At 62.6% G+C, this 23,108-nt stretch carries 23 protein-coding genes and 2 pseudogenes; 17 read left to right on the top strand and 8 right to left on the bottom strand.

Annotated elements, in window-relative coordinates; all coding sequences use genetic code 11:
• Nucleotides 1-43 precede the first annotated feature (43 nt).
• From HTUR_RS20965 to HTUR_RS20995, 7 genes and pseudogenes are all read left to right on the top strand, one after another.
• The gene (locus HTUR_RS20965; protein ID WP_012945345.1) at nt 44-592 is read left to right on the top strand and encodes a hypothetical protein; all 549 of its coding nucleotides are present in this window, start codon (nt 44-46) and stop codon (nt 590-592) included.
• Nucleotides 589-1,083, top strand: a complete 495-nt coding sequence (locus HTUR_RS20970; RefSeq protein WP_049941987.1) for a hypothetical protein — start codon at nt 589-591, stop codon at nt 1,081-1,083. Before HTUR_RS20965 ends, HTUR_RS20970 begins: the two co-directional genes overlap by 4 nt.
• A gap of 93 nt (nt 1,084-1,176) precedes the next feature.
• Entirely contained in the window at nt 1,177-1,437 is a 261-nt protein-coding gene (locus tag HTUR_RS28130; RefSeq protein WP_012945347.1) for a response regulator, read from the top strand.
• Between the two features lie 294 nt (nt 1,438-1,731).
• A complete protein-coding gene (locus HTUR_RS20980; protein ID WP_049941988.1) occupies nt 1,732-2,094 on the top strand; it encodes a winged helix-turn-helix domain-containing protein in 363 nt (120 codons plus the stop codon).
• Nucleotides 2,094-2,357, top strand: coding sequence for a DUF7521 family protein (locus tag HTUR_RS20985; RefSeq protein WP_012945349.1), 264 nt, complete (start codon nt 2,094-2,096; stop codon nt 2,355-2,357). Before HTUR_RS20980 ends, HTUR_RS20985 begins: the two co-directional genes overlap by 1 nt.
• 68 nt (nt 2,358-2,425) lie before the next feature.
• Nucleotides 2,426-2,767, top strand: a pseudogene (locus HTUR_RS28135) (hypothetical protein); the annotation flags it as partial.
• A 238-nt stretch (nt 2,768-3,005) separates the two neighbouring features.
• Complete coding sequence (locus HTUR_RS20995; protein WP_012945351.1) at nt 3,006-3,377, top strand: thioredoxin family protein; 372 nt, start codon at nt 3,006-3,008, stop codon at nt 3,375-3,377.
• A 33-nt stretch (nt 3,378-3,410) separates the two neighbouring features.
• Here HTUR_RS20995 and HTUR_RS21000 read toward each other — a convergent pair whose 3' ends face one another.
• The 3 genes from HTUR_RS21000 to HTUR_RS21010 all read right to left on the bottom strand — a co-directional run bounded on the left by HTUR_RS21000 (nt 3,411) and on the right by HTUR_RS21010 (nt 7,789).
• Entirely contained in the window at nt 3,411-5,198 is a 1,788-nt protein-coding gene (locus HTUR_RS21000; RefSeq protein WP_012945352.1) for a carbamoyltransferase family protein, read from the bottom strand.
• Nucleotides 5,199-5,515: 317 nt separating this feature from the next.
• Nucleotides 5,516-6,448 carry a ZIP family metal transporter gene (locus HTUR_RS21005; protein WP_012945353.1) on the bottom strand — a complete coding sequence of 311 codons (933 nt, stop codon included), beginning with the start codon at nt 6,446-6,448 and terminating at the stop codon, nt 5,516-5,518.
• Between the two features lie 210 nt (nt 6,449-6,658).
• Nucleotides 6,659-7,789 carry an MBL fold metallo-hydrolase gene (locus HTUR_RS21010; RefSeq protein ID WP_012945354.1) on the bottom strand — a complete coding sequence of 377 codons (1,131 nt, stop codon included), beginning with the start codon at nt 7,787-7,789 and terminating at the stop codon, nt 6,659-6,661.
• A gap of 248 nt (nt 7,790-8,037) precedes the next feature.
• Here HTUR_RS21010 and HTUR_RS21015 point away from each other — a divergent pair, with 248 nt between their 5' ends.
• Nucleotides 8,038-9,915, top strand: a complete 1,878-nt coding sequence (locus HTUR_RS21015) for a multicopper oxidase family protein (RefSeq protein WP_012945355.1) — start codon at nt 8,038-8,040, stop codon at nt 9,913-9,915.
• A gap of 95 nt (nt 9,916-10,010) precedes the next feature.
• Here the strand turns inward: HTUR_RS21015 and HTUR_RS21020 are convergent, their stop codons facing one another.
• The 3 genes from HTUR_RS21020 to HTUR_RS21030 form a co-directional block, all read right to left on the bottom strand.
• Nucleotides 10,011-10,418, bottom strand: coding sequence for a helix-turn-helix domain-containing protein (locus HTUR_RS21020; protein WP_012945356.1), 408 nt, complete (start codon nt 10,416-10,418; stop codon nt 10,011-10,013).
• Nucleotides 10,419-10,519: 101 nt separating this feature from the next.
• Nucleotides 10,520-11,560: a sulfite exporter TauE/SafE family protein gene (locus HTUR_RS21025; protein WP_012945357.1), complete on the bottom strand. Its 1,041-nt coding sequence runs from the start codon at nt 11,558-11,560 to the stop codon at nt 10,520-10,522.
• Nucleotides 11,560-11,706, bottom strand: coding sequence for a DUF7512 family protein (locus tag HTUR_RS21030; RefSeq protein ID WP_187291496.1), 147 nt, complete (start codon nt 11,704-11,706; stop codon nt 11,560-11,562). Before HTUR_RS21030 ends, HTUR_RS21025 begins: the two co-directional genes overlap by 1 nt.
• Before the next feature lie 363 nt (nt 11,707-12,069).
• On the opposite strand from HTUR_RS21030, the gene HTUR_RS21035 reads away from it, so the two are divergent.
• Nucleotides 12,070-12,915 (top strand): universal stress protein, encoded by an 846-nt coding sequence (locus tag HTUR_RS21035; protein WP_012945359.1) that lies wholly within the window; start codon nt 12,070-12,072, stop codon nt 12,913-12,915.
• 52 nt (nt 12,916-12,967) lie between these two features.
• Here HTUR_RS21035 and HTUR_RS21040 read toward each other — a convergent pair whose 3' ends face one another.
• Nucleotides 12,968-13,666: a helix-turn-helix domain-containing protein gene (locus HTUR_RS21040; RefSeq protein ID WP_012945360.1), complete on the bottom strand. Its 699-nt coding sequence runs from the start codon at nt 13,664-13,666 to the stop codon at nt 12,968-12,970.
• 176 nt (nt 13,667-13,842) lie between these two features.
• On the opposite strand from HTUR_RS21040, the gene HTUR_RS21045 reads away from it, so the two are divergent.
• The 4 genes from HTUR_RS21045 (at nt 13,843) to HTUR_RS21060 (ending at nt 17,864) form a co-directional block, all read left to right on the top strand.
• Nucleotides 13,843-15,105 carry a hypothetical protein gene (locus HTUR_RS21045; RefSeq protein WP_012945361.1) on the top strand — a complete coding sequence of 421 codons (1,263 nt, stop codon included), beginning with the start codon at nt 13,843-13,845 and terminating at the stop codon, nt 15,103-15,105.
• A 350-nt stretch (nt 15,106-15,455) separates the two neighbouring features.
• On the top strand, nt 15,456-16,163 hold the full coding sequence (locus HTUR_RS21050; protein WP_012945362.1) for a cupredoxin domain-containing protein: 708 nt from the start codon (nt 15,456-15,458) through the stop codon (nt 16,161-16,163).
• A gap of 258 nt (nt 16,164-16,421) precedes the next feature.
• Nucleotides 16,422-17,423, top strand: coding sequence for a potassium channel family protein (locus tag HTUR_RS21055; RefSeq protein WP_012945363.1), 1,002 nt, complete (start codon nt 16,422-16,424; stop codon nt 17,421-17,423).
• 84 nt (nt 17,424-17,507) lie between these two features.
• Nucleotides 17,508-17,864 (top strand): SHOCT domain-containing protein, encoded by a 357-nt coding sequence (locus HTUR_RS21060; RefSeq protein WP_012945364.1) that lies wholly within the window; start codon nt 17,508-17,510, stop codon nt 17,862-17,864.
• On the opposite strand, the gene HTUR_RS21065 is transcribed toward HTUR_RS21060, so the two are convergent.
• Nucleotides 17,812-18,990: an Acg family FMN-binding oxidoreductase gene (locus tag HTUR_RS21065; protein WP_012945365.1), complete on the bottom strand. Its 1,179-nt coding sequence runs from the start codon at nt 18,988-18,990 to the stop codon at nt 17,812-17,814. The two genes, HTUR_RS21060 and HTUR_RS21065, sit on opposite strands and share 53 nt — an antisense overlap.
• Nucleotides 18,991-19,232: 242 nt before the next feature.
• Between HTUR_RS21065 and HTUR_RS21070 the strand changes: the two genes are divergently transcribed.
• The 4 genes and pseudogenes from HTUR_RS21070 to HTUR_RS21080 all read left to right on the top strand — a co-directional run bounded on the left by HTUR_RS21070 (nt 19,233) and on the right by HTUR_RS21080 (nt 23,104).
• The gene (locus tag HTUR_RS21070; RefSeq protein WP_012945366.1) at nt 19,233-19,589 is read left to right on the top strand and encodes a spore germination protein GerW family protein; all 357 of its coding nucleotides are present in this window, start codon (nt 19,233-19,235) and stop codon (nt 19,587-19,589) included.
• A gap of 230 nt (nt 19,590-19,819) precedes the next feature.
• Nucleotides 19,820-20,692, top strand: a complete 873-nt coding sequence (locus tag HTUR_RS21075) for a CPBP family intramembrane glutamic endopeptidase (protein WP_012945367.1) — start codon at nt 19,820-19,822, stop codon at nt 20,690-20,692.
• 277 nt (nt 20,693-20,969) lie between these two features.
• Nucleotides 20,970-21,155, top strand: a pseudogene (locus tag HTUR_RS25885) (DUF998 domain-containing protein); the annotation flags it as partial.
• Between the two features lie 179 nt (nt 21,156-21,334).
• Complete coding sequence (locus tag HTUR_RS21080; RefSeq protein WP_264183121.1) at nt 21,335-23,104, top strand: beta-lactamase family protein; 1,770 nt, start codon at nt 21,335-21,337, stop codon at nt 23,102-23,104.
• Nucleotides 23,105-23,108: the final 4 nt, after the last annotated feature.

The raw sequence follows: 23,108 nt of genomic DNA on the forward strand, positions 1-23,108 counted from the left end.
TCGGAGCCGAAAATTTCAGTCAGTCCTGCATCAGTGCAGATAGATGTTCACGAGCGATTCGGTCAATGGGCACCTGATGAACCTCTCCGAAGCGGTCTCGTACCCATTCGAGACGTGGCGAGGGACGATTGGACTCGTCGTCGTTGCGTTTGCCACCTACATCCTCCTGATCCTGAGTACGATGCCGGGGTTCTCGCTCCAGATGCTCGGCGATGGCCTCCACTGGTTCGAGTACGTCGTCGTCTCGCTCACGGAGACGGTGTACCGCACCGACGGCTGGACGGGACTTACGGTCATCGTCCTCTACGCCCTGCTCTCGGGCATTGCGGTCGTCAACGCCGTCGCCCAACTGCAGATCGTCGGTCTCTCGAGTCTCACCGACCTCTCCGGCGTCGTGCCCGGGCTCCTCGCGTCGGGTTGTGCGAGCTGCGGTGCCGGCCTCCTCGGTTTTCTCGGGTTCGCCGGGGCTCTCTCGGCACTGCCGTACGACGGCGCGTTGCTCCGTTTCGGCGGTCTCCTGTTGTTACTGTTCTTCCTCGGACGGGCGGGCCATCCCGAACGGTGTGCGATCGCGACGGAGAGAGCGAAATGACGGTACAGGACTTCCTCCGATCGATCCGATCGGACCGGCGAGCAATGGCATGGGGAACGGCCGCCGGAATCGGCGTGTTCCTGCTGTTCGGACTTGTCACCGGGCTCGTCCCAAACCCGCTTTACGTTCGAATGGTCCCGCGGACGCCCATCGACTACCTGTTTCTGGTGCTGACCGCGCTGCTGGCGGGCGTCTACACCGCACAGCGGTTGGCGACAGAGGTAGTCGAATCCGATTGCATGGACACCGACAGGAGCGGAACCGGCGACTCACGGAGCGAGGATCGCTGGGTACTCGGCGGTCTCGTCGGTGGGTTCCTAGCGGTCGGCTGTCCGATCTGTAATGTCATCCTGCTCGCACTGTTCAGTTCGTCCGCGCTCATGACGTACTTCGATCCGTTACGACCCGCTCTCGGGGCGCTCTCCGTGGCGCTTCTTACGGGATTGATATACGTTCGCCACAGTCGGTCGTGTCCGACTTGCGCAACGTGATGGGTTCCACCGCCGGTCACCATCGAAGCGATCATACTATTGTAGAGATAATCCACATTATCGCAATATTCAGCGAGCTACTGTTGCAAGCCAATGATTGACCGACGATCCGTCGAGGCACTCGTCATCGATCCGAACAGTGAGGACGTTCGGCTCCTTCTCGAAGCACTCGAGGACGAAACGAACGCGAACACCGTTTCGACCGCTGCCAGCGGCGCCGAAGCGCTTGAGTTCGTTCGGCAGTGTAACTCAGATCCCGACCGTTCCCGTCCGAACCTCGTGTTGCTCGATATCGACCTCCCGAAGATGGACTGGCGAACGCTTCTCGAGAAGTTCGATGCCGACCCCGAGTAGACGGACGTTCCCGTCGTCCTCTTCACTGCAGTGGACGAGCGAAAATCTATCGCACAGTCGTACGCGAATCACGCAAACGCGTATGTCCGGAAGCCGGACGATCGAGACAGGTTTGTCGACGTCGTCCGCACACTCGGGAAGTTCCGGTTCGACGTCGCCTGGGTACCGCCGAGAGACGAACCGAATGACAAGCGCTAGTAGTATGGCTCCCTGAGAAGGAGACAAGACAGTGACGGTGATTTGCTGGGTCGGCGAATCGTGGCCTATTTGCCGCTGAACGACGGGGGTTATCGTGTGCAACACGGTGGCTCCTCGGACTCGGCGGAAATCTTTCAGATCCTCGCGGACGAATACACACGGAAGATCCTCCTCGCCGCTGATCGAGACGGACCGAAGACCGCGAAAACGCTCAGCGAGGAGTGTGACGCCTCGCTCACGACGGTCTACCGCCGTGTGTCGACGCTCCAGGAACACGACCTCATCGAGGAACGCAGAACCGTCGACTCGGACGGCTCCCATCGGAGCGAGTTTCAGACGGCGCTCGAGGAACTCCACGTCGACATCACCGACGGCCAGCTCTCGCTGACGGTCGAGACCCGCGACGAGCTCGCGGACAACTTCACGTCGCTCTGGAGCGGTCTCCGAGGTGAGGACTGATGGAGGCGTCGTTCCTGATCGCCAAACTGATCACGCTGGTCCTGAGCCTCGCGATCGCGTATCTCGCGTATCACGGCTATCGCCGGAGCGGACAGAAGCCGATGCTGTACGTCTCCAGCGGGTTCGTCTTCATCGGCGCCGGCGCGATCTGTGAGGGACTCATCTACCAGATGTTCGGGACGACCATCGCGTCCGCCGCCCTCGTGCAGGCGGTCATCGTCTCGAGCGGGATGGTGCTCGTCCTCATTTCATTGACGAAGTGATTCCGCGGCCCCTCGAGCGCACCGCCGTCCCGTTTTTCCCTCCGCTGGTACTTTTTCCGACTCGAGGAATCGCCGTACAGGGTTTACGATCGCCACCGAAATATCGACCCACGAACCGGCGTCTGTTTCTCCGATCGATCGCCGCCTCGAGTATCGGTGTCGCTGCGGGCTGTCTGGATACTCTCTCGAGCGGTGACGAGGGTGCGAACAACAGCGACGGTAGTGAGCGGGAGCGCATCGACGGGGCGGTCCTCGAGCCGCCGGAACGGGATTTGAGCGAGGCGTCCCATCCGAGTTACGGCGACGAATTTCCGGCAGTCGAACTACCCAACCCGCTGAACGGCGAGACAGTCTCGACCGACCAGTTCAAGAACGATCGGACTGTTCTGATGACCTTCTTCTACACGTCGTGACCCGACGGCGTCTGCCCCGCGCTCCTGCTGCGGTTGAGCGGCGAAGCGGACACACTCGAGCGTACTCTCGGGGTCGTATCGCGAAATCTGACCGTCACAGATAGAAGCGATATGTTCCGCAGACCTCGCGATCGGCAGAACGCTATCGTCGACCGACCGACGTTCGTCGATCGACGCAGTAGTATTGTACAATACACACATAACACTAAAATACGTCCGGCCCCTAACATCGGTAATGACTGAACCGACAGCTTCGGAGCCCACCGACGACGGCCGGCCGGCGCAAAAACCCGTCCAATTGAACGACGTAGCCGACTACGAGGACCTGCTCGAGGAACACGACCTCGTCCTGCTCGAGTTCGTCACGTCCGGATGCGGAATCTGCGCGTCGATGGAGCCGGTACTCGGCGCAGTCGCACGCAGCGCGCCGGGTGCCGTGGCGACGGTGAACGCTGGCCTCGTTCCGGCCCTTACCGCCGAATTCGGCGTCCAGCGCGTCCCGACGCTCGTCGTCCTGAAAGACGGCGAGGAGGTCGCTCGCCTCGACGACGGCTTCCAGAGTGCCGACACGATCGTCGACCTGCTCGAAACGCACGCAGCACACTGAATCTGCGCTAACCGACCTCGAGGAGCGGTTTCGCTACTGTTCCGGGATCGGAGTTGATCCGTCGCTCTCCTCGAACGAGAGCTCCGAGTCCCAATCCGTTTTCGACGTTCTCTTTTCGATCACGAAGTCCTCGAGGACGAGCACGTCGAGCCCCATCCCGTAGAAATCCTTGATGGCCTGCGTCGGCGTCCGGACGATCGGTTCGGCGTGATCGTTGAACGAGGTGTTCAGCACGACCGGCACGCCGGTGATGTCGGCGAACTCGGAGATGAGCCGGTGATAGCGCTGGTGCTGGTCCTCGCGGACGGTCTGCGGGCGCGTCGAGTCGTCGGCCGGATGCAGGACTGCCTCGAGGTCGTCTGTCTTCTCGGGCCGGACGTCGTAAGCGTCGATCATGAACGGCGACGGGCCGCCGCCGATCAGGTACTCCGCGGCGGCCGACTCGAGCATCGATGGCGCGAACGGGCGCCACTCCTCGCGGTGTTTGACGAACCGATTCACTCGATCGCGAGACGCGGCGGTGCGGGGATCGGCGAGAATGCTTCTGGCACCCAGCGCCCGCGGCCCCAGTTCCATCCGTCCCTGGAACCAGCCGACGAGATCGCCGTCCGCGAGCCGTTCGGCGACGTACCGCTCTACGTCGTCCGGCTCCGCGTACGCGAGCTTGTTCGTCTCGAGTATCGATCGGATCGCCGCTGTGTCGTACTCGGGTCCGAGGTAGACGTCGGTCTGGCGGTCGACGGCCGACGGCGGCTGCTGGGACCAGCCCGCGCCGAGCGCGAGGCCCGCGTCGTGGGCGACCGGCTGGACGAAGACGTCGTCGACCAGCGGCGACTCGCGCACGCGCTTGTTCAGCTTGCAGTTCAGTGCGACGCCGCCAGCGATCGCGACGTTGTCCGTCCCCATCTGTTCGATGGCCGTCTCCGCGATAGCTACGACCGTCTCCTCGAGCAGTTTCTGGGCGGTGTGTGCGAGGTCTTTCTCCCACTGATCGAACTCGCCGGGCGTCTCGTTACGCGGACGGTCGAACGCGTCCTCGAGCACCCCGACGCCGTGGCCGGTCCCCCACCGTTTCGTCAGCGCGGTGACGTCGTAATCGGCGCCGGTGTCGATCAGGTCCCGTAGAACACCCTCGATCTCCGGGTTGTCTTCGCCGTAGGGAGCCAGCCCCATCACCTTCCCTTCGCCGTTGAACATGCGGTAGCCGAGGTACTCCGTGACGATCGCGAACGAGAGGCCGAGGCTGTTCGGATGCTCGTAGGTGCGGGCCCGCGTCAGACCGTCCTCGTCGGCGTGCCAGACGACCGTCGAGTCGTACTCGCCTTTCGCGTCGATCGTGAGGACGACGCCCTCGTCGAATCCCGACGGGTGGAACGCGCTCGCGGCGTGACAGCGGTGGTGAGGGATCGTCTCGATCGGCGGCACCGGCGCGCTGATGGACTCGAGGCGGTTCTCGATCTGTCGGGTCGGGACGAACCGACTCCGAGCCTGCGTGACGAGCGTCTCCTCGAGCGCGGAGAGTTTCCGTGCGCCGCCGGGTGCTCGGATCGCGTCGGTGACGTAGTGCGGGGCGATTTTGCCCCGGAGCCGCGGCTCGTACGGGAGGAGGATTCGATCGACGTTCGGGAGCGTCAGATCGCGGTGGTCGAGACAGGCTCGAATCGCGCGCTCCGGAAAGGAGTTCGTCGCGTGTTTCTCCCGCGTGTATCGCTCTTCCTCGACGCCGAAGACTGGCGTGCCGTCTTCGAAGAGGACAGCGCTCGGATCGTGCTGGCCGTAGAGTCCGATTGCGGGTTTGAACGCGAGTCGATAGTCAGTCATGGCTCGTGAAAGTAACCGTACTCTACCCGAACTCAGACGACGGCAAAACGGCAGTGACGATTTGCTGACCCAGCAAATCGTCGAATATATCGCCGTGCGGACGACGGGCGCCTCCGGACAACAGAAGCCCATCGCCGCTACGCACCTAAGACCGTGCGTATCGGCCGGATATCGTCGACGACGCTCGACGTGGCTGCCTCGAACCACTCGAGCGAGCGCGTTCCGGTCTCGGATCCGACGAGAAGCGCTGAGTCGCCGAGCGAATGCCGTTCTCGTACGTCTTGTCGGAAGCCCCGCCAGTTAGGTAGGCGAGGACGTCACACGAGCGTGACTGGTGCCATCGCCACGACACCCGCACCGAACCCGATGAGCAACTCTCGACGACCCCTGTTCGGGAGGTCCGCGCCGGTCTCGAGCGCCTCGGGAATGAACTCCGTCGCGACCAGATAGACCATCGCACCGGCGGCGAATCCGAAACCGAACGGCAGGAACGCCTCGGCCCACGAGACGAACACGAACGCGATGACCGCGCCGATCGGCTGGGGAAGGCTCGAGAAGACCGCCGCGCCGACCATCCGCCAGTTGGACAGTCCCATCGTCCGCATCGGAATGGCGATGGCGGTTCCCTCCGGAACGTTGTGGATCGAGATGGCGATCGTCATGAACACCGCGAGCAGCGGGATCGAAAATCCGAGTATCGAGACGCCGCCCTCGAGTCCAAGTTCGGCGAACGAGACGCCGACCGCCACGCCCTCGGGGAAGCTGTGGACCGTTAGAATGCCGAGGATGAGGACGAGTTTCTTTAGGTCTCTCTCGGCGAACGCCGTCGCCTCGATCGGCGCACCGCCGTGACCGGCGCCGTTCGCCCGGACCTCGCTCGAGTCCGTCGCCTCGAGATCGTGTCCGTGTTCGTCGTTGTGGGCTCGTTCACGGTCGTGCTCGTGTTCCCCGTTTCCGTGGAGGTCGACCCCGTCGAGGACCCTGTCGGAGAGTTCAACCAGCGCGACGCCCGCGAGCAGGCCGCCGACCATCAGCGTCGGAAACCCGCCCGAAGCGTACGCGAGTCCCTCGTCGACGAGACCGAACACGGAGACCGTCACCATGATTCCCGACGCGACCCCCCACAGCCCCACGTTCCAGCGGTCGCTGAAGTCGTCGACGAAGAAGAACGGCAACGCGCCGATTCCCGTCGCTAACGCGGTGATAAAGCCCGCGACGAATACGACGACGAGGTTTTCCGCGAGTGCCATATGCAACGTATGAACGTGGCGGCAAAGAGTTTTTCTAAAACAGCAAATTTATTTTGGCTGGCCTAAAACAGGGTGGCGAAACGATCTGGCAGTGGTCGCCTCCGGTCCGTTGCTCGCGTCGATCGAGTTGGGAGCGTCACGCCGAATCGAACCGTGTCCCTGCTCGCGAACCGAACCGGGTGCGATCTGTGTCGGGATTCGATGTGGATGTTAGTTGGCTGCGCAGTTGTTCGGCCCGAGCTCGAGCGCCTCGACGTCGCCGCCGGGCTGCTCTTTGCCCCAGTTGATCTGCTTGATCTCGTTGTAGTTGGCCGGTTCGTCCGCGAGGCTCTCGACGATGGTCTCGACGAACGCCGCTTCGTCACCGTCCGTGACGTAGCTCAGGAGTTCGTTGGTCGTCTCCGCTCGGAGTTCGCCGAGTTCGGTCGCGAGCGGGCGAACCGATTCGTCGCTGAAGTGACCGGGCAACACGACGGTTCCGTCCTCGAGGCCCGTCAGCCGCTCGAGGCTGTCGAACAACTGACTGGCGGCCTCCCGAACGGCCTCCTCTGCGCCGTCCTCGAGGTCGGGACGGCCGACGCTGCGGAGGAACAGCGTGTCGCCGGAGAGCAGCGCGTCGCCGTACCGGAGTGAGACGCTGCCGGGCGTGTGACCTGGCGTGTGGAGTACCTCGAGGTCGCGTTCGCCGACGGGAATCGTCTCGCCGTCCTCGAGTCCCGTCACGTTCTCGAGGTCGCCGGCGTCGTCCCCGTGGAGGTAGTACGGCACGTCCAGTTCGCCCGCGAGTCGGCGGGCCCCCGAAACGTGGTCGGCGTGGGCGTGGGTGTCCGCGACGCCGACGATCTCGAGGTCGCGCTCGTCGGCCGCGTTCAGGTACTGATCGATGTACTGGCTCGGGTCGACGACGATCGCCTCGTCACCGTCGTGAGCGAGATACGAGACGCAACCCGTTCCGGGACGGACGACCTGAACGACGCCCTCGACACCCGAACGCTCCTCGAGGTCGTACTGGCGGTGGACGCGACCCCAGCCGTTCATGCCGTCGTCAATGGATCTCGCGTCGAACCCGTGTTCGCGCAGGAACTCCGCCGCTCGCGCGGACGTGATACCGGCGACGCAGACGACCGCGATCTCCGTGTCTTTCGGGAGGTCGTCCAGATGCTCCTCGAGCCCGGAGTAGTCGTACTCCAGCAACTCGTCGTAGATCGGGACGTTCGTGCTCCCGTCGATCCGCCACTCTTCGTAGTCGTCTTCGTTCCTCACGTCGAGGACGAAGAGGTCCTCCCTGTCTTCTTCGATGCGCCGTGCGACCTCCGCCGGATCGAAGTTAGTATTGCTCATTATACCCAATTCTACACGACGACACTCCTTAAGTTCGTTGGTCGGCTCGAGCGAACTACGCGACCGATTCGTCCGCTCAGCGGGCCCGATAGTTTCACATGACGATTTCGTTCCGATATGGGGTACGTCGGAAGTCTGGAACGGGCCGCGCAATAGGGCTCGTTCGACGATGTCCCTTGTTCCGATTCCGATACCGTAGGAATCGGCCGGACCCGCATATACCGGGCATTCATAGGTGCAACCGTACCATGGGTGATCAGACTGGGTCGTCCGGACCGAGCGTATCGCGCCGCGAACTCTGTATTGGGGCCGGCGCCGCGAGTATTTCGGCTCTCGCGGGCTGTTCGACGACTACGACTCCGCCTCGAGCCGAGAGCGCGACGACGATAACGGACCACTCGTCGCCGGAGCTCGAGAAGTGGGTTGACGAGGTCCCTCGACCGGGCGTCGCGGAACCGTCTGGAACGAAAGACGGACATCCTCACTACGAGATCGAAATGCGCGAGGTCGAGCAGAAGGTCCACCGCGACCTCCCAGCGACGACCGTCTGGGGCTATGACGGACAGTTCCCGGGCCCGACGATCGAAGCCGAGCAGGGCGAACCGATCTACGTCCGATGGGCGAACGACCTCCCGGACGAGCACCTTCTGCCCGAGGACACGACGATTCACGACGACATCATTCCGTACGATACGCCGGGCGTCCGGACCGTGACCCATCTCCACGGCGGCAACGTCGAGTCCGAGAGCGACGGCCACGCGCAGGCGTGGTACACTCGGGATTTCCAGGAGACGGGCCCCGAATTCGAGAAGAAAGACTACTACTACGTAAACGACCAGCCGCCGGCGACGCTGTGGTACCACGACCACTCGCTCGGTATCACGCGGCTCAACGTCTACGCCGGGCTCGCGGGATTCTATCTCCTGCGGAGCGAGCACGAACGGAGCCTCGGTCTGCCCGAGGGCGAGTACGAGATCCCGCTCGTGTTTCAGGACCGGAGTTTCGAGGCGGACGGGTCGTTGTTCTATCCGACGGAGATCTCGGACGAGCAAGGCGGCAGCGACGAGTCGCACCCCGACCCGAGTATCGTTCCGCAGTTCTACGGCGACACGCCGGTCGTCAACGGGAAGGCCTGGCCGCGGCTCTCCGTCGAACCCAGGTCGTATCGGTTCCGGCTCCTCAACGGGTCGAACAGCCGATATTACACCCTCAAATTCCACCAATACGACGAGTCGTCGGGCGAAACCGGCGGCGACGGGCCGTCATTCGTCCAGATCGGGAACGACGGCGGCCTCCTCTCAGCGCCGGTCGAGATCGACGACCGCCTCGAGCTCGGCGCCGGCCAGCGCGCCGACGTCGTCGTCGACTTTTCCGAATACGCCGGCGAGACGCTGCTGCTCCACAACGACGCACCCGCCCAGTATCGTGGTGGGATGAGTTCGAGCGACGACGACATCGTTTCGCTCCCCGAGATCATGCTCGTGGACGTGAGCGACGACGGGGACTCGGCGGACGCTCCCGAACTCCCCGACGAGCTGACCCGCGTTCCGGACATCCCCGTCGATTCGGTCGACAACGAGCGCTATCTCACGCTCAACGGTGGCGCGACCGACGACTACGGTCGGCAACTCTTCCTGCTCGGAACGGAAGCCGAACGCGACGGCCTCAAGATCGATGCCCCCGTGACCGAGGAGCCCGCGCTCGGTGACACCGAGATCTGGAGTTTCGCCAACCGAAGCGCGATGTCCCATCCGATGCACCTCCACCTCGTCCACTTCCAGATGCTGGGACGACAGTCGATAGGGGACTACGATCCGGACGAGGACGACCTCGACCTCGACGCGCTCAAGGCTCCCGAGCCGTACGAACGAGGATGGAACGACGTGATCACCGTTGATCCCGGTGAGGTAGTCCACGTGATCGTTCACTTCGGAGAACACGACGGACTGTTCAACGATCAGACGGGAACGTACATGTGGCACTGCCACATGATCGAACACGAGGACCACGACATGATGCGGCCGTTCACCGTCCTGCCGACCGATAACGACGGCAACGGCGACGACGAGGGCGACAGCGACAACAACGAAAACAACGGCGGCAACGATTCGACAACCCGCGGCTGAAGCGGTGGGCTCGACGAGAGACTCCCGTCAGCGAACCGACCTCGAGAGCGATTCGGGGGGAGCGAGCGTGAACGCGAGTGGCGGCCGGTAGACGATTAGCTCTGGGCTGGGATTTCGGTGCCGGCGTCGGTGTGTTCGTACTTGTCCTCGAACTCCTGGATGAGCTGGCCCATCTTCGCGTACCAGTCGTTGAGCATCCGCTGCATGTCGCTTGCGATTTGGGTCGGATCCGTCGGATAGTAGACGTGGTAGTAGCCGCCCTGCTCGTAGTTGATCTGCTCTTTCTGGATGAAGCCGCTCTGGAGCAGTCGCTGGATCGAGCGGTACGCGGTCGAGCGTTCACGGTCGACCTGGTCGGCGACCTCGTCGATCGTCAGCGCGTCCTCGCTCTCGACCAGCACGCGAAAGCACTCCTTGTCGAGTTGCTTGAGTCCGTGGATACACTCCAGCAGCCCTTCGCACTCCATATCCTGCTGCAGTTGTTCCGCCATCGAGTTAGCCATTTTACTATCCGCTGATAGGGACCACACCGGTATAAGGGTTGTGTGAATATTGCGCAATCTCAATGCGCCGCGGTCAAACGCGGTGAGCGGCGTCTCTGACGTCAGTCCGCGGACGCCGCCGACGCCTTCGACTCCGCTCGCATCGTCGCGATCGTGCTGTAGATCACGGCCCCGCTGACCATGAACGCCGAGAGCAGGATCAGCGCGAAGCTGATCGTACTCAGGACCTCCATCCCGAGGTAGTCGCCGGCCTGGCGGAACGCGACGGCGATCGATCCACCGAGCAACATTAGCCCGAAGTAGATCTTGATGTCGCCCTCGTCGACGATACCGGTCGCGGCCGACCCGATGCGAGCGCCGAGTGCGCTCCCCGCGAGCAAGGGCGCGACGATCGAGAGGTCGACGCCGCCCTCCATCCCGTAGAGGAACGAACCGATCCCACCCGAGAAGACGATCTCGAACAGGTCGGTCCCGACCGCCACCGGAACGGGGACCCCGATGAGGTAGAACATCGCGGGCATCCGGATGAATCCGCCGCCGACGCCGAGGAAGCCCGACAGCAGCCCCGTCGCGAACGCGACGCCGAGGACCATCCACAGCGAGACCTGGATGCCGCCCGCGATCGTCATCATCGGCGGGACGCGATACGCCTGGATCTTCTTCGCGATGTCCGGGATCGCGTCCGGATCGATCTCCTCGTTCGCGGCGTCGTGGTGGCCGCCGCCCGAATCGTCCGCACCGTCGTTTCTGAGCGCGTTACGCGTGACGAACACGCCGATCGCGCCCAGCAGGACGACGTACGTGACGCCGATGACCCCGCTGGCGAGACCGAGCTCCTCGAGGTAGAACACCCCGATCCGCCCGATCTCGATGCCGACGGAGGTCCCGACGATCATCAGTCCGCCGAGTTTGTAGTCGACCTGTCCCAGGTCGTGGTGCTTGAGCGTCGCGATGACCGCCGTCCCGAAGACGAAGGCCATGCCGCTCCCGACGGCGACTCTGGCGGGATACCCCATCACGAGCAACGCGGGCGTGACGAGGAACGAGCCGCCCATCCCGAAGAAGCCGAACAGCACGCCGACCATGAAGCCGAAGCTCACGAACAGTACGAGCGTCGCCAGTGCGATTCCGAATAGCTCCATTATGCGTGTTTCACCCGCTCGATGATCGGCATTGCGACTCGCTCGAGCGCGCCGTACCCGACGTAGAGGGCGATCGCCTCGAGGAGGACGGCGCCGACGAGGGCGCCCGCTTGTGCTGCTGACGAAGACGCGGCGAGGTCGATCATCGCGATCGACCACCGCCGATCGGTTGTGTGCATCTCATGGGTTTCTGCTCACTATCGTCTACCCGGAGAGAGGTTATAACGCTTTTGGGAATGTCGCACAATATTACTGCAGTCTATCTCACGGCTATCCTACGGAGATATTCGAATAACTTATCGGGATATACGGATCGTGGCGCGAGCCGTCTGTACAGTTCGCGCGCGGTCGAGGCGACTATCTCGCGCGGTTCTATCGGGCACGCCGGTGACGTCTTCCCGGCCGAGGGTCGCCGATGTTCGGGCCACAGCCCGCATCGCTGCGATCGGTTGTCCGGCCCCGGTATTGGACACCGGAAACAATATCATGTCCTCGGCCCTACGAATAGTATGAAAGCGATCTGTGCAACCGACCTCTCCGCCGCCAGCGAGGCGACGATCGAGAGCGAGACCTGCCTCGAGTGCCTCGGCCGAATCGGCGTCGAGGAGATCCACCTCGTGACCGTGATCCCGTCGAACGTCCACGCGGGTATGCCCGGGATGGACTTCGAGGGACGACGCGAGCGGGCGCTCGAACGCTACCGTCGCGTCATCGAAGACGCGGGCTTCGACGTCGAGGCGCACGTCGTCCGCGGCACGCCCCACCGGCGAATCAACGGCGTCGCCGAGGCGATCGGCGCCAGCCTCACCGTCGTCGGCTCGCGGGGGAAGAGCCCGCTCGAGAACCGTGTCATCGGCTCGACCGCGCGCAACCTCGCGCGGACGACGGTCGTCCCGCTGCTGGTCAACCGGATCGAACGCGGCGCGGACGAGCCGGACGTCCTCCGCGAACACCTGTTTCAGCGGATGCTGTACGCGACGGACTTCTCGGCGAACGCCGATCGGGCGTTCGAGGCGTTCTCGTACCTCCGTCACGCGACGCGTGAGGCGACGCTGGTCCACGTCGAAACGCCGAAGGATCCGGCGCTTCCGGAGGACGCCGATCCCGAAGCGCGGCTGGCGGAGCTGGCGGCGCAACTCGAGGAGTGGGGGATCGAGACGCGAACCGAGGTCCGGCAAGGTGATCCCGCCGACGAGATTCTGGCCGCGGAGGAGGAGTACGAGCCGACGACGATCCTCGTCGGCTCGCGCGGTCACAGCCGGCTCCGCCGACTGTTGCTCGGGAGCGTCTCCGAAGACGTCGTCGCGCGGGCGGACGGCAACGTCATGTTGATCCCCCCGGACCGAACGGCCTAACAGGCGACCCGAAACCGGAACCGTCTCCGGCCCGATCCACTGTGAGCGTTCATCAGACACGCACACGAGAGCCGACGTATTCGTCCGCGAACCAGCGGGCGATCGCGCTCTCCGCGCGGTGTAAGACGTCGCTACAGGTCGACTTGGTCACGCCGAGCGCCGACGCGACCTCCGTCAGCGTCGCCTCGCGGGGAACGTCGTAGTACCCCGCCTCGAGGGCGGTACGGAAGACCTCGAGCTGTCGATCCGTCAGCGGGTTCTCCGCGCGACTCGCGTCGACGGCGCGGACGTACTCGATGCGATACTCGACGCCGCGCTCGTCGAACGCGTCGCCGAGCGTCGACAACCGATCCGAACTGGTCGTCAGCTCCCACGTCACCGCACCGTTTTCGACCGAGAACGGGGTCTCAATCGGAACGCCCGCCCGCTGCAGGGGAACGAGCAACAACGGATTCGACGTCTCGACCTGCAGGAGTGCCGTCTCGTCGTGTTTCCAGAGCAACTCGAGGTCTCGAATATCGCTCTGATCGTCGATCGCGGCGAGTATCGGGACCGGATTCGGCGCCGCCAACTCGATGACGCCGATCGCGACGTCCGATCCCGGCAGCACCGAACTGACGCGGAACGTCGTGTCGGGATAGGCCGTCGAAATCTCGTGAATCCAGAGCGATTCGGGGAGGGAGACGGTGAGTTTCGCTCGCGGCATGTATCGACGGAAGGGTTCGAACGCCGTAGCGAGAACTTCGAACATGTTCGAACCGATCCTCGATGTTCGCGAGAACCGATTCACGGCCGCCGAGCGAACGAACGTGTATGATCGATACGAATCCACACGAATCACGTCCGACTGACTCCGAACGGCAGTCCGTACCGACCGACACTGAACAGCGGTCTGCTCGCCGATCGACGGACGGTCCGCCGCTCTCGATGACGCCGTTTCACGTCGCCGGTATCGGGTTCCTGTTCGTCGGGTTCACGCTCGCCGTCTACCAGGGCCTCCAGCAGTTCGAATTGGTCTCCGCCGTCTCGTGGATCACGTGGACGCACATCCACTTCGTTACGATCGGCGCGTTCACGCAGCTACTCTTCGGCACGCTGCCACAGTTGACGGCGCGAAAGCTCGAGCGTCCGGGACCGTCGACACCGGCTCTCGGAGTCATCTTCTTCGGCTTGAACGGCGCTCTACTGCTCGCTTGGTACGGACGCGCCTACGGCGAACCGCTATTGTTCGACATCGGACTCGGGACGATCTGGTCGCTCACGGTCTGGCTGTTCGCTGTCGTTTTCGTGATGGTCCTCCGAAGCGAGGGCCGGCGAGCGCGCGACGCGACCGTTGGCTTCTACCTCCTCTCGCCGTTCGTTTATCTGATCGGGCTCACGTTCGCGTTCGGGCTGTACAGCCATGGCTGGGACGTCCCGGGCAGCTGGTACGGACTCCGGGAAGCGCACGTCCACGCCAACGCATGGGGCTTTCTGGGCCTCGCGGCGATCGGCACGCTGTACGACCTCTTTCCGCGGTTCGTAGGTGCGGAACTGTATAGTGCCCGCCTGAAACGTTACTCGTTCCCGCTCTTCGCACTCGGTATCGTCCCGCTCGTCGTCGGACCGGTACTCGGCATGGGGAAGACGGTGACTGCGGTCGGACTGGTGCTGTACGCCGCCGGCTACGTCCTGTACATTTACACCCTCGTTCGGACCTACCGAGCTGGTACACCGAACGGGACGGCGCTCTCGGTGCTCGTCGCGCAGGTGTGGATCCTCGGCCCGGCGAGCTTCGCGCCGTTCATCCTGTTCGGCGTACCGCTCGGCGTCCCCGAGCCGTGGATCGAGACCGGGGCGCTGCACTTCTTCTTCCTCGGCTGGGCGCTTCCGATCGCGCTCGCAGGCTCGCTGCTCGTCGCCCGCTCACTCGAGTGGGCTCCGGAAACCGAACGGCGTAACGGAAGTGACGGCCCCGTCGGCGGGCTCGTCCCCGCGACACATCTCCCGTCGGTCGTCGGACCGTGGTCCGTCCTCGCCTGGAACCTCGCGGTGCTCGCAATCGGAATCGGCTTCTTCTATCAGGACCAGTCGTGGTCGGCGCTGCTTCACAGCTCGGGATTCGCTATTATCCTCGTCCTCTGGGGGCGGTATCTGCTGAAGATCGTCGAACAGCGGTGGGCGATTCGCGAACGCACGTCGCCGGCCTGAGCACGGTTTCCGAGTCGGCCGGCCACGGAACTCGGCATTATCGCGACCGTAGCCATTGAAACGATGTACACTGATCGCAACGCGATCACGCGACGGGTGCGCAGTGACGTTCAGTGGCTACGGTAGCAGACGGCGATCCGACGACAGAGCCGGGATGTCGCGATCGAGAGCCAAGAGCAGTGATGCAGGTGACCGCCTGATACCGTACGGAATCAGTCACAAACGGACGGGTTCCCGTGCGTCAAAGACGGCGCACCCGTCACTGTTAGTGACAGAAGCGTGTAACTTATTCCGTATTATCCGCCGGATAAAGAATATGGGGCTGGCATATCTCTATTTCGACGACAACGATGAATGATCAGCTATCCCGACGAACCGTACTCGGCGTAACTAGCGGTGCAATCGCGACCGGCGTTGCCGGATGTCTGACCGGGAACGACCAGCAAGAGGACGACGACGGGCAAGACCCAGACTCCTCCAATCAGAGCGGCGACGAGGACGTTCACAACGATTCTCGCGACGAGAATACCGATGACCACGACCACGGAAGCCACAGTGCGGACCTCGACGGCCCCTCGGCGGATGCGGAGGTGGCGATGACTACTACCGAGTCCGGAGACCACTTCGAACCGCACGTCGTTTGGATCGAACAGGGTGGAAGCGTCAACTGGACGAACGAGAGCGGCAGTCACTCGACGACTGCCTATCACCCGGACAACGACGAACCGTCGCTCGTCCCCGACGAGGCGACCGCCTGGGACAGCGGCGTTCTCTCGGAACCGGAGGCGACCTTCGATCACACGTTCGAAACCGAGGGTGTGTACCACTACTACTGCACCCCTCACGAGACGGCCGGAATGATCGGGAGCGTCATCGTCGGTCGACCCGACCCGGAGACCCAACCTGCACTGGCGGAACCACCGTCAGAGAAGTCGGAGACCATTCGCGAGAAGCTCGCGGATCTGAACGAGACGGTGACCGGCGCGCTCGACGGCGGTACTGCCGACGATGACGGCCACGGCGGTGACGACGACGGCCACGACGATCACGATCACTGAGGACAGCGTTGATGACCGATCTGAGTCGACCGAAAACGACCGCAAATCCGAGCCAGTGACCCGCTTTCACTGCTGATTTCGCGGTTCGGTAGACCGGTGGCGTTTTTCCTTCCAGTTACCGGCGTACGACGCCGAAACGCCGTAACCATTGGTGCTCTTGTCTCTTCATGAGCCGGGAGTACGTTCTATATCACGGCCCGTCTACGGTCTGAAGAACCTCCCTCGAGTTGGACGCGAATCGCGGAGCGATCGGTCAAAATGAATCTCGCCTATCTCACGCTCGGTGTCGCCCTTCTCGCTGCCACTGTCATCGATATCGTCTGGACGACACTCTGGATCGAAGGGGGTGCCGGTCCGCTCACGTCTCGACTGATGGTGTGGACGTGGCAGACGTTACGACGAATAGGCGGCCAGAACGCCGGACTGCTCAGCCTGTCCGGTGCGTTGCTCTTCGTGCTGAACCTCACGGTCTGGATCGTGCTGCTCTGGGTCGGTTGGACGCTCGTCTTCGCCAGCGCCGAGAACGCCATCATTGATACGCTCAATCGAGGGTCCGTCTCGTGGTCCGACCGGCTCTATTTCACCGGTTATACGATATTCACATTGGGTAACGGAGACTTCGCACCCAGAACGGGACGCTGGCAGATCGTCACGATACTCGCAACGGGGAGCGGCCTACTCTTCGTCACCCTGAGCGTCACCTACGCGCTTTCCGTCCTCGAGGCGGTCACCCAGAAACGCGCGTTCGCCAGCACCATGAGCGGGTTCGGAACGCACGGCGAGGAGATCGTTCGAACGAGCTGGACCGGCGAGGAGTTTCGCGGGCTCGAGGTACCGCTCAATTCCGTCGCGTCGCAACTCGCGACCCTCACCGAGAATCACAAGGCGTACCCGATCCTCCACTACGTTCACAGCGCCCGGCCGGATCGAGCGCCGATCGTCGAAATCGTCGTTCTCAACGAGGCGTTGACGCTTCTCCGGTTCGGCGTTCCGGAACGACAGCGGCCGAACGAAATCACCGTCCGAAATGCGCGTACGAGCGTCGAACACTACCTCGAGACGCTTCACGAAGGATTCGTCGGACCGGCTGACGACTCTCCGCCCTCGCCCGATCTCCGCTCCCTCCGCGAGGCGGGCATTCCGACTGTTTCGGACGACGAATTCGAGACCGCCCTCGACGAACTGGAGACGCGACGGCGACTGCTGTACGGACTCGTCGAATCCGACGCTCGAGAGTGGCCGTCGAGGGAAATCGACTGATTTCCCTGACGCAGACAGACGACCAGTTTCCGGCGATCGGTATCCACCATACCGTTCAAGACTCTGGCAACCAAAGAAGGACATATGGCAACCGATGATTCTCTAATTCGGACGCTGTTGATCGTTATCGCCGCGATCCTTCTCCTGCCGGTTCTCATGATGGCGCTCGCGATGCCCATGATGGGCGTCTGGGGCGGGGGCCACATGTGGGACGGCGGGATGTGGAACGGCACCGGCGCCACGTGGATGTGGCTCCTCATGTCGATTATTCCGTTGCTGGTGATTCTCGGCCTCGGATATCTCCTGTACAGCGCGGTTCGCCAGTCCAGCGGGGAACGGACGGACCCCGCACTCGAGGAACTGAGGACTGCCTACGCTCGTGGTGACCTCACAGACGAGGAGTTCGAGGAGCGTCGTGAACGCTTGCGACGGGAGCGGTAGTACGCGGGTGGACGCATTCTGGGGCGGACGCCGCCAGTTCTGGCCGGCAGTGCCTCCGTTTGCGGTCGGGCTCCGATAGTCGGTACGATCCGTCTCTGAACGTCACAGTTGTGTCGAGAGGACCCTTCTCGAGCGGCCATCGTGGCGTGTGATCCTTCGGTTCATCTGTATAACCCAACCGGAACAGATGCTGCGGAACACCATCGCCGATCGCTGCCAGAGTCCCGAGCTCGTCTCGTTTTTCCGGAAGTTCCAGAATCTGGCTCATCGGGTGCGTGGCAACCGAGTTAGCACTGGCAGCGAGCGCCAACCGTTCGTATACTCGCCCGGTTTTGATCCGTGCTGCTGGAGCATCGGTTTCCGTGACGAGGAGTCCGAGGACGGGTGCACTACGAATCAGCTTCGAATTGTTCTGACTTTCGCGATTCCCGAGGTCGAACGTGGTCACGACCGCTTGTGCAATACGAGCCATAAGCCACGACTGGCCCAGTGCGCCGATCCCGAGCCAGTAGCCGAGTTCTTTCCGGTACTCTCGGTCGTCCATCAGACGCAGATCTGCCGCGGCCTGTAACTCCCCGATCGATCGCTTCCGGTCCGAGTCCTCGATCAAGTGGAGCGAAACGTCGCCGTCGAAGACACACTGACGGAGGATATCTCGCGTTGACTGCGGAAGCGGCCGATCTTCGAACAGATCGTGGCTCGTATATCGCTCCGTGAGTTGGTCGAACAGTCCCGGTGGTCGGGTATTCGATGGGGTCCCGTCGGGGTGAAGCGTTACGGTGGCGATGTGGTCCCCATCGACGGCATCGATGGTATCGTCGTACTCGACTCGATAGCCGAATCCGAAGTGCGCTGCCGCAGTGCAGAGGTTCTCGATGGCGCAGCCGAGACTGATCTGTAACTCGCGTTTGTCGTGATCGGCCACCTCGAGCCACCGTGCATCGTCGGCGAAAATCTGGATTCGACCGTCGCGTACGGCAAATCGCCACGGTTGCGAGTTGTGACTGGACGGAGCGAGGATCGCGTATCGAAGCAGGAACTGCGCCCATTCTCGGATCGACCCGTCAGATGGGAACTCGTCCTCATCTAGCTCCCAGACCGTGGTCGTTAACTCGTCCGAATTCATGGGGCGACGTCATCGACGGGGGACATAACGCTCCGGATCGATCCGCTGACGGAACTCTCTGCGACAACGCTAGGTACGCCGAACGGGACGGTCAATGAGCGGTCTCGGTGCTGCACGCACGGTATGCCCGCGACGAGGGAAAGAATACCGGGGCGTTCGTATCGAATCGGATCTCGGGTTCAACGGGGCCGGTAGCGTCGGGGTGACGAAGCTATATCGCTGAGTCTCGTCGCTACGTGTGTATGAACGATCGAGAACGACTCTCTGCAATCGTTGCCCGTATTCAGGACCGCGCAGGCGTCACCCAGGTGTACGGCGATCCCATCGTACACGACGGGAAGACGATCGTTCCCGTCGCAAAGGTAGCGTACGGATTCGGTGGAGGGTACGAATCGGAAGGCGGCGAGGTCGATACTGCAGACGAGAAACGAGAAGACGGCGAGGAAGGCGGACTGGGCGGTGGCGTCTGGGCAACTCCGACTGGCGTCGTGGAGATAACGAACCGGGGTACCCGATTCATTCCGTTCGATGACCCAGAGAAACGTGCGGCAGTGGCTTTTCTGTGCTTTGCCCTCGGGTATTTACTCGGCCGGAAGTAAGGATCGTTCACACTGTCGTGTTGAGAACGTGAACGGTATATCGACTGTCCCGTGGATCACCGACTTCGTTTATGATCATCTCTGACCTACTACTACTGTCAGGAGGGGGAGGACGGAACAATGAATCGAGAACGACGCGCGGTGATCGATGAACTGGAAGCGTGTGAGAAGGGACTCGGTGATGCGATACCCGGCAACGGGGCTGCCATCGAGAACAGAACTATCGAAACATGAGCGAGACAGCACATCTCACGATCGGCACGACTTCCGTCTCTGTCGCAAATCCGTGGCTATTCTTCGGCGTAACATTCCTCATAACGTGGAGCTTCTGGCTGTCGGCTATCGTCCTCAGGGTGAGCTTCAACAGTGCTGTCGGCCTCGTGTTGCTATTAGCGGGACTCGTTGGCCCCGGGATTGCGGGTATCGGGTTCGTGTATCTCGTCTACGGTGAACGAGGTCGGTCGGATTTTTGGAACCGCATCGTCCAGGTTCGCCGAATCGGCGTCAGGTGGTTTCTGGTAATTCTTCTGCTCCCGCTGGTCGTGACGATCACCGCTGCAGTAGTCGATCTGCGATTGGGCGGCCCGGGCGCAACGTGGGGCGAAGGGGTGCGGGAATTCGGCGTTAATCCGCTCGCGATCCTGCCAGCGCTATTCTTTGCGTCGCTCCCACCCATCCTCGAAGAGTTGGGATGGCGAGGCTATGCGTTGGACCGACTTCAGATGAATTGGTCCGCATTGAGCGCCAGTCTGCTTTTGGGAGCGGTGTGGGCGGTCTGGCACCTTCCGTTGTTTTTCATTGCCGGGACGTTTCAGCGGGAGATGGTTGGGTTCGGGACGTTGGGATTCTGGCTGTTCATGAGCGGGACTGTGGCGCTCTCGGTGGCATTCACGTGGGTGTACAACCATACGTCGCGTAGCATCCTCGGCATCATCCTGTTACACGGGTGGGTCAATTTCGTGTCCGAAACGATCGAAGTCGCGGACGTATTCTACTATCTTCACTGGATACTGCTCGTCGTTCTACTCACAGCGATCTGGGGTACAACGACCCTCACGAATACCGAAGAAGTGCCACGGCCACCGCTTCCGCCGAACCGATAGCGCCATTGGGAGTGTCGTCGTCCCCGGTCCGGTTCGGCCGTGCAGAGGGTGTCGTCAATGTCGAAAAACGGTTCGTCGAATCGAGTACGACGCCTGCTCATCCAGCCGCAGTGGCCGTAATTACAGTCCACAGTTCGAGACTGTAACCCGTTCCCGTAACTCTCCGCGGTGTCCAACGGGGCTACTATATCGTCTCGAGGAGCGAACTAGCGATCAGTGACCACAGTATGACTCAGCGTACCACTTACGGCCAGATCACCGATGAGAGCTATGGAACGGCGTCGGATACGTCGTGCTCATGGCGGTGGGTGATGCCGGCAATGCGGCGGCGTTCGGCCGGATCGGACACGGAGGGACCGAACGGATGATCGTCTACCCGGTTATGCTCTGGCTGGTAGCCCTCGGCGGCTATCTGCTCGGGAGTCCCGAACGACCCGATACACTCGCCCATCGAGGCGAATGAGTTACAGTACGAGGGACTCCGTTACGCGCCGGGAAGTACTGGGTGGACTCGCAGTCGGTGCTGCTGTCATCTCGACGCCCGTAGCTGCCAGCACGGATACCGCGAGTGGAGCCGTTGCCCAGCCTGATGCGGGACCGCTCGCGGATCAAGATGCCTTCGCATCATTCCTCGATGAATTCGTGAGTTCGCAACTGGAGGAACACGATATCCCCGGAGCGACAGTCGCCGTCGTCGACGGTGATTCGGAGGTCACGAGGGGATACGGCTTCAGTGACATCGAGTCAGAGACGCCAGTTCGGGCCGATGAAACGCTCTTTCGTATCGGCTCCCTGTCGAAACTGTTCACGTGGACCGCCGTGATGCAGGGCGTCGAACGCGGGCGATTTGATCTCGACACCGACGTAACCCAGTATCTCGACGAGATCGACGTTCCCGCGACGTACGAGCAGCCGATCACGCTCGAGCATCTCGGGACGCATACGGCCGGGTTCGAGGATCGCGTTCACGGGACGTTCGTGGTGGACGAAACCGACCTCCAGCCGCTCGAGCAGTCCCTAGCCGAAGAGCGGCCCGCTCGCGTTCGACCGCCGGGGCAGTTCACCGCTTACTCGAACTACGGCGCGGCGCTGGCGGGCCACATCGCTGCAACGACTGCCGGGACGTCGTTTCGGAACTACGTCGACGAGGAGATATTCGAGCCGCTCTCGATGGATCGGAGCACGTTTGCCCAGCCGGTCCCGGACGTGCTTCGCGCTGATCTCGCAACGGGGTACACGGCTGCAGACGGCGGGTTCGAGGACCGTCCCTTCGAGTTCGTCGGAATGGCGCCGACGGGAGCGATGAGCGCGACCGCGACCGACATGGCACGGTTCGTCCGGGCACACCTTCAGGGTGGAACCGTCGATACCGAGCGGATCCTCGAGTCGGAAACGGTTGCAGAGATGCACCGTCGGCGGTTCGCCAACGACGAACGGGTGAACGGGATGGCCTTCGGCTTCTACGAGATGAGTCGCTACGGGGTACGCGTGATCGGCCACGCCGGTGATACGCCGTCGTTTCACAGCCTCCTTTTTCTCCTTCCCGAACACGACGTAGGGGTATTCGTTTCGTACAACAGCCCAGGCGGAATCGACGCCAGAGAGGAATTCATCGACGAGTTCGTCGATCGATACTTCCCCACGGAAGAGCCGCCGGGAGCGGTCCCAGATAGCACGCCGACGCGCGGATCCGATCTGGAGGGCACGTACAGAGCGCTCAGGATGCCCCACACGACCTCGGAGAAGTTCATCGGTTTCAGCGAAACCGTCTCGGTTTCGATCGACGATCGGGGGCGACTGGTCACAACGCACGCGGGTGAAACGAAACGATGGGTCGAAGCGGATCCGCTCTTCTTCCGGGAAATCGACGGCCCCGACCACCTCGCATTTCGTGAGACGGACGGGGACGTTACACACCTCTTTCTGGGGAGTCGCCCGCCATCGGCGTACGAGCGGCTCTCGATCGCGGAGCAACCGCGGATTCACGGTGCGATCGTCGCCCTCTCGGTGCTCGTGTTCGTGACTGCTGTCGTCGGATGGTCGGTTGCGGCCGTCTGGCGCCGGTATCGCGGTGTGAGCCGACCGAAAGCGGATTCTCCGCTCCGATATGCACGCTGGGCGGGTGGTATAGCGGCCGCCTGTTTCCTCCTGTTCACCGTCGGTTTCGCGGGAGCGCTAGTGATGCGACCGACCGCGTTTCTGTACGGCGATCGGTTCCTGTTTCGGATCCTCACGATCCCCTCTCTCGTCGGGGCGGTCGCGAGCTGTGTGACGGCCGTCTTCGCCGGTGTCGCCGTTCGGAACCGAGCGTGGGGGCGCTGGAAGCGGATCTACTACGCCTTCGTCGCCCTCGCCGCGATCGCGTTCACGGTATTGCTCTGGTACTGGAATCTCCTCTGGTACCAGATGTGAGGTC

The organism is Haloterrigena turkmenica DSM 5511 (genome assembly GCF_000025325.1).
In the GTDB taxonomy this organism is placed as follows: Archaea; Halobacteriota; Halobacteria; order Halobacteriales; family Natrialbaceae; genus Haloterrigena; species Haloterrigena turkmenica.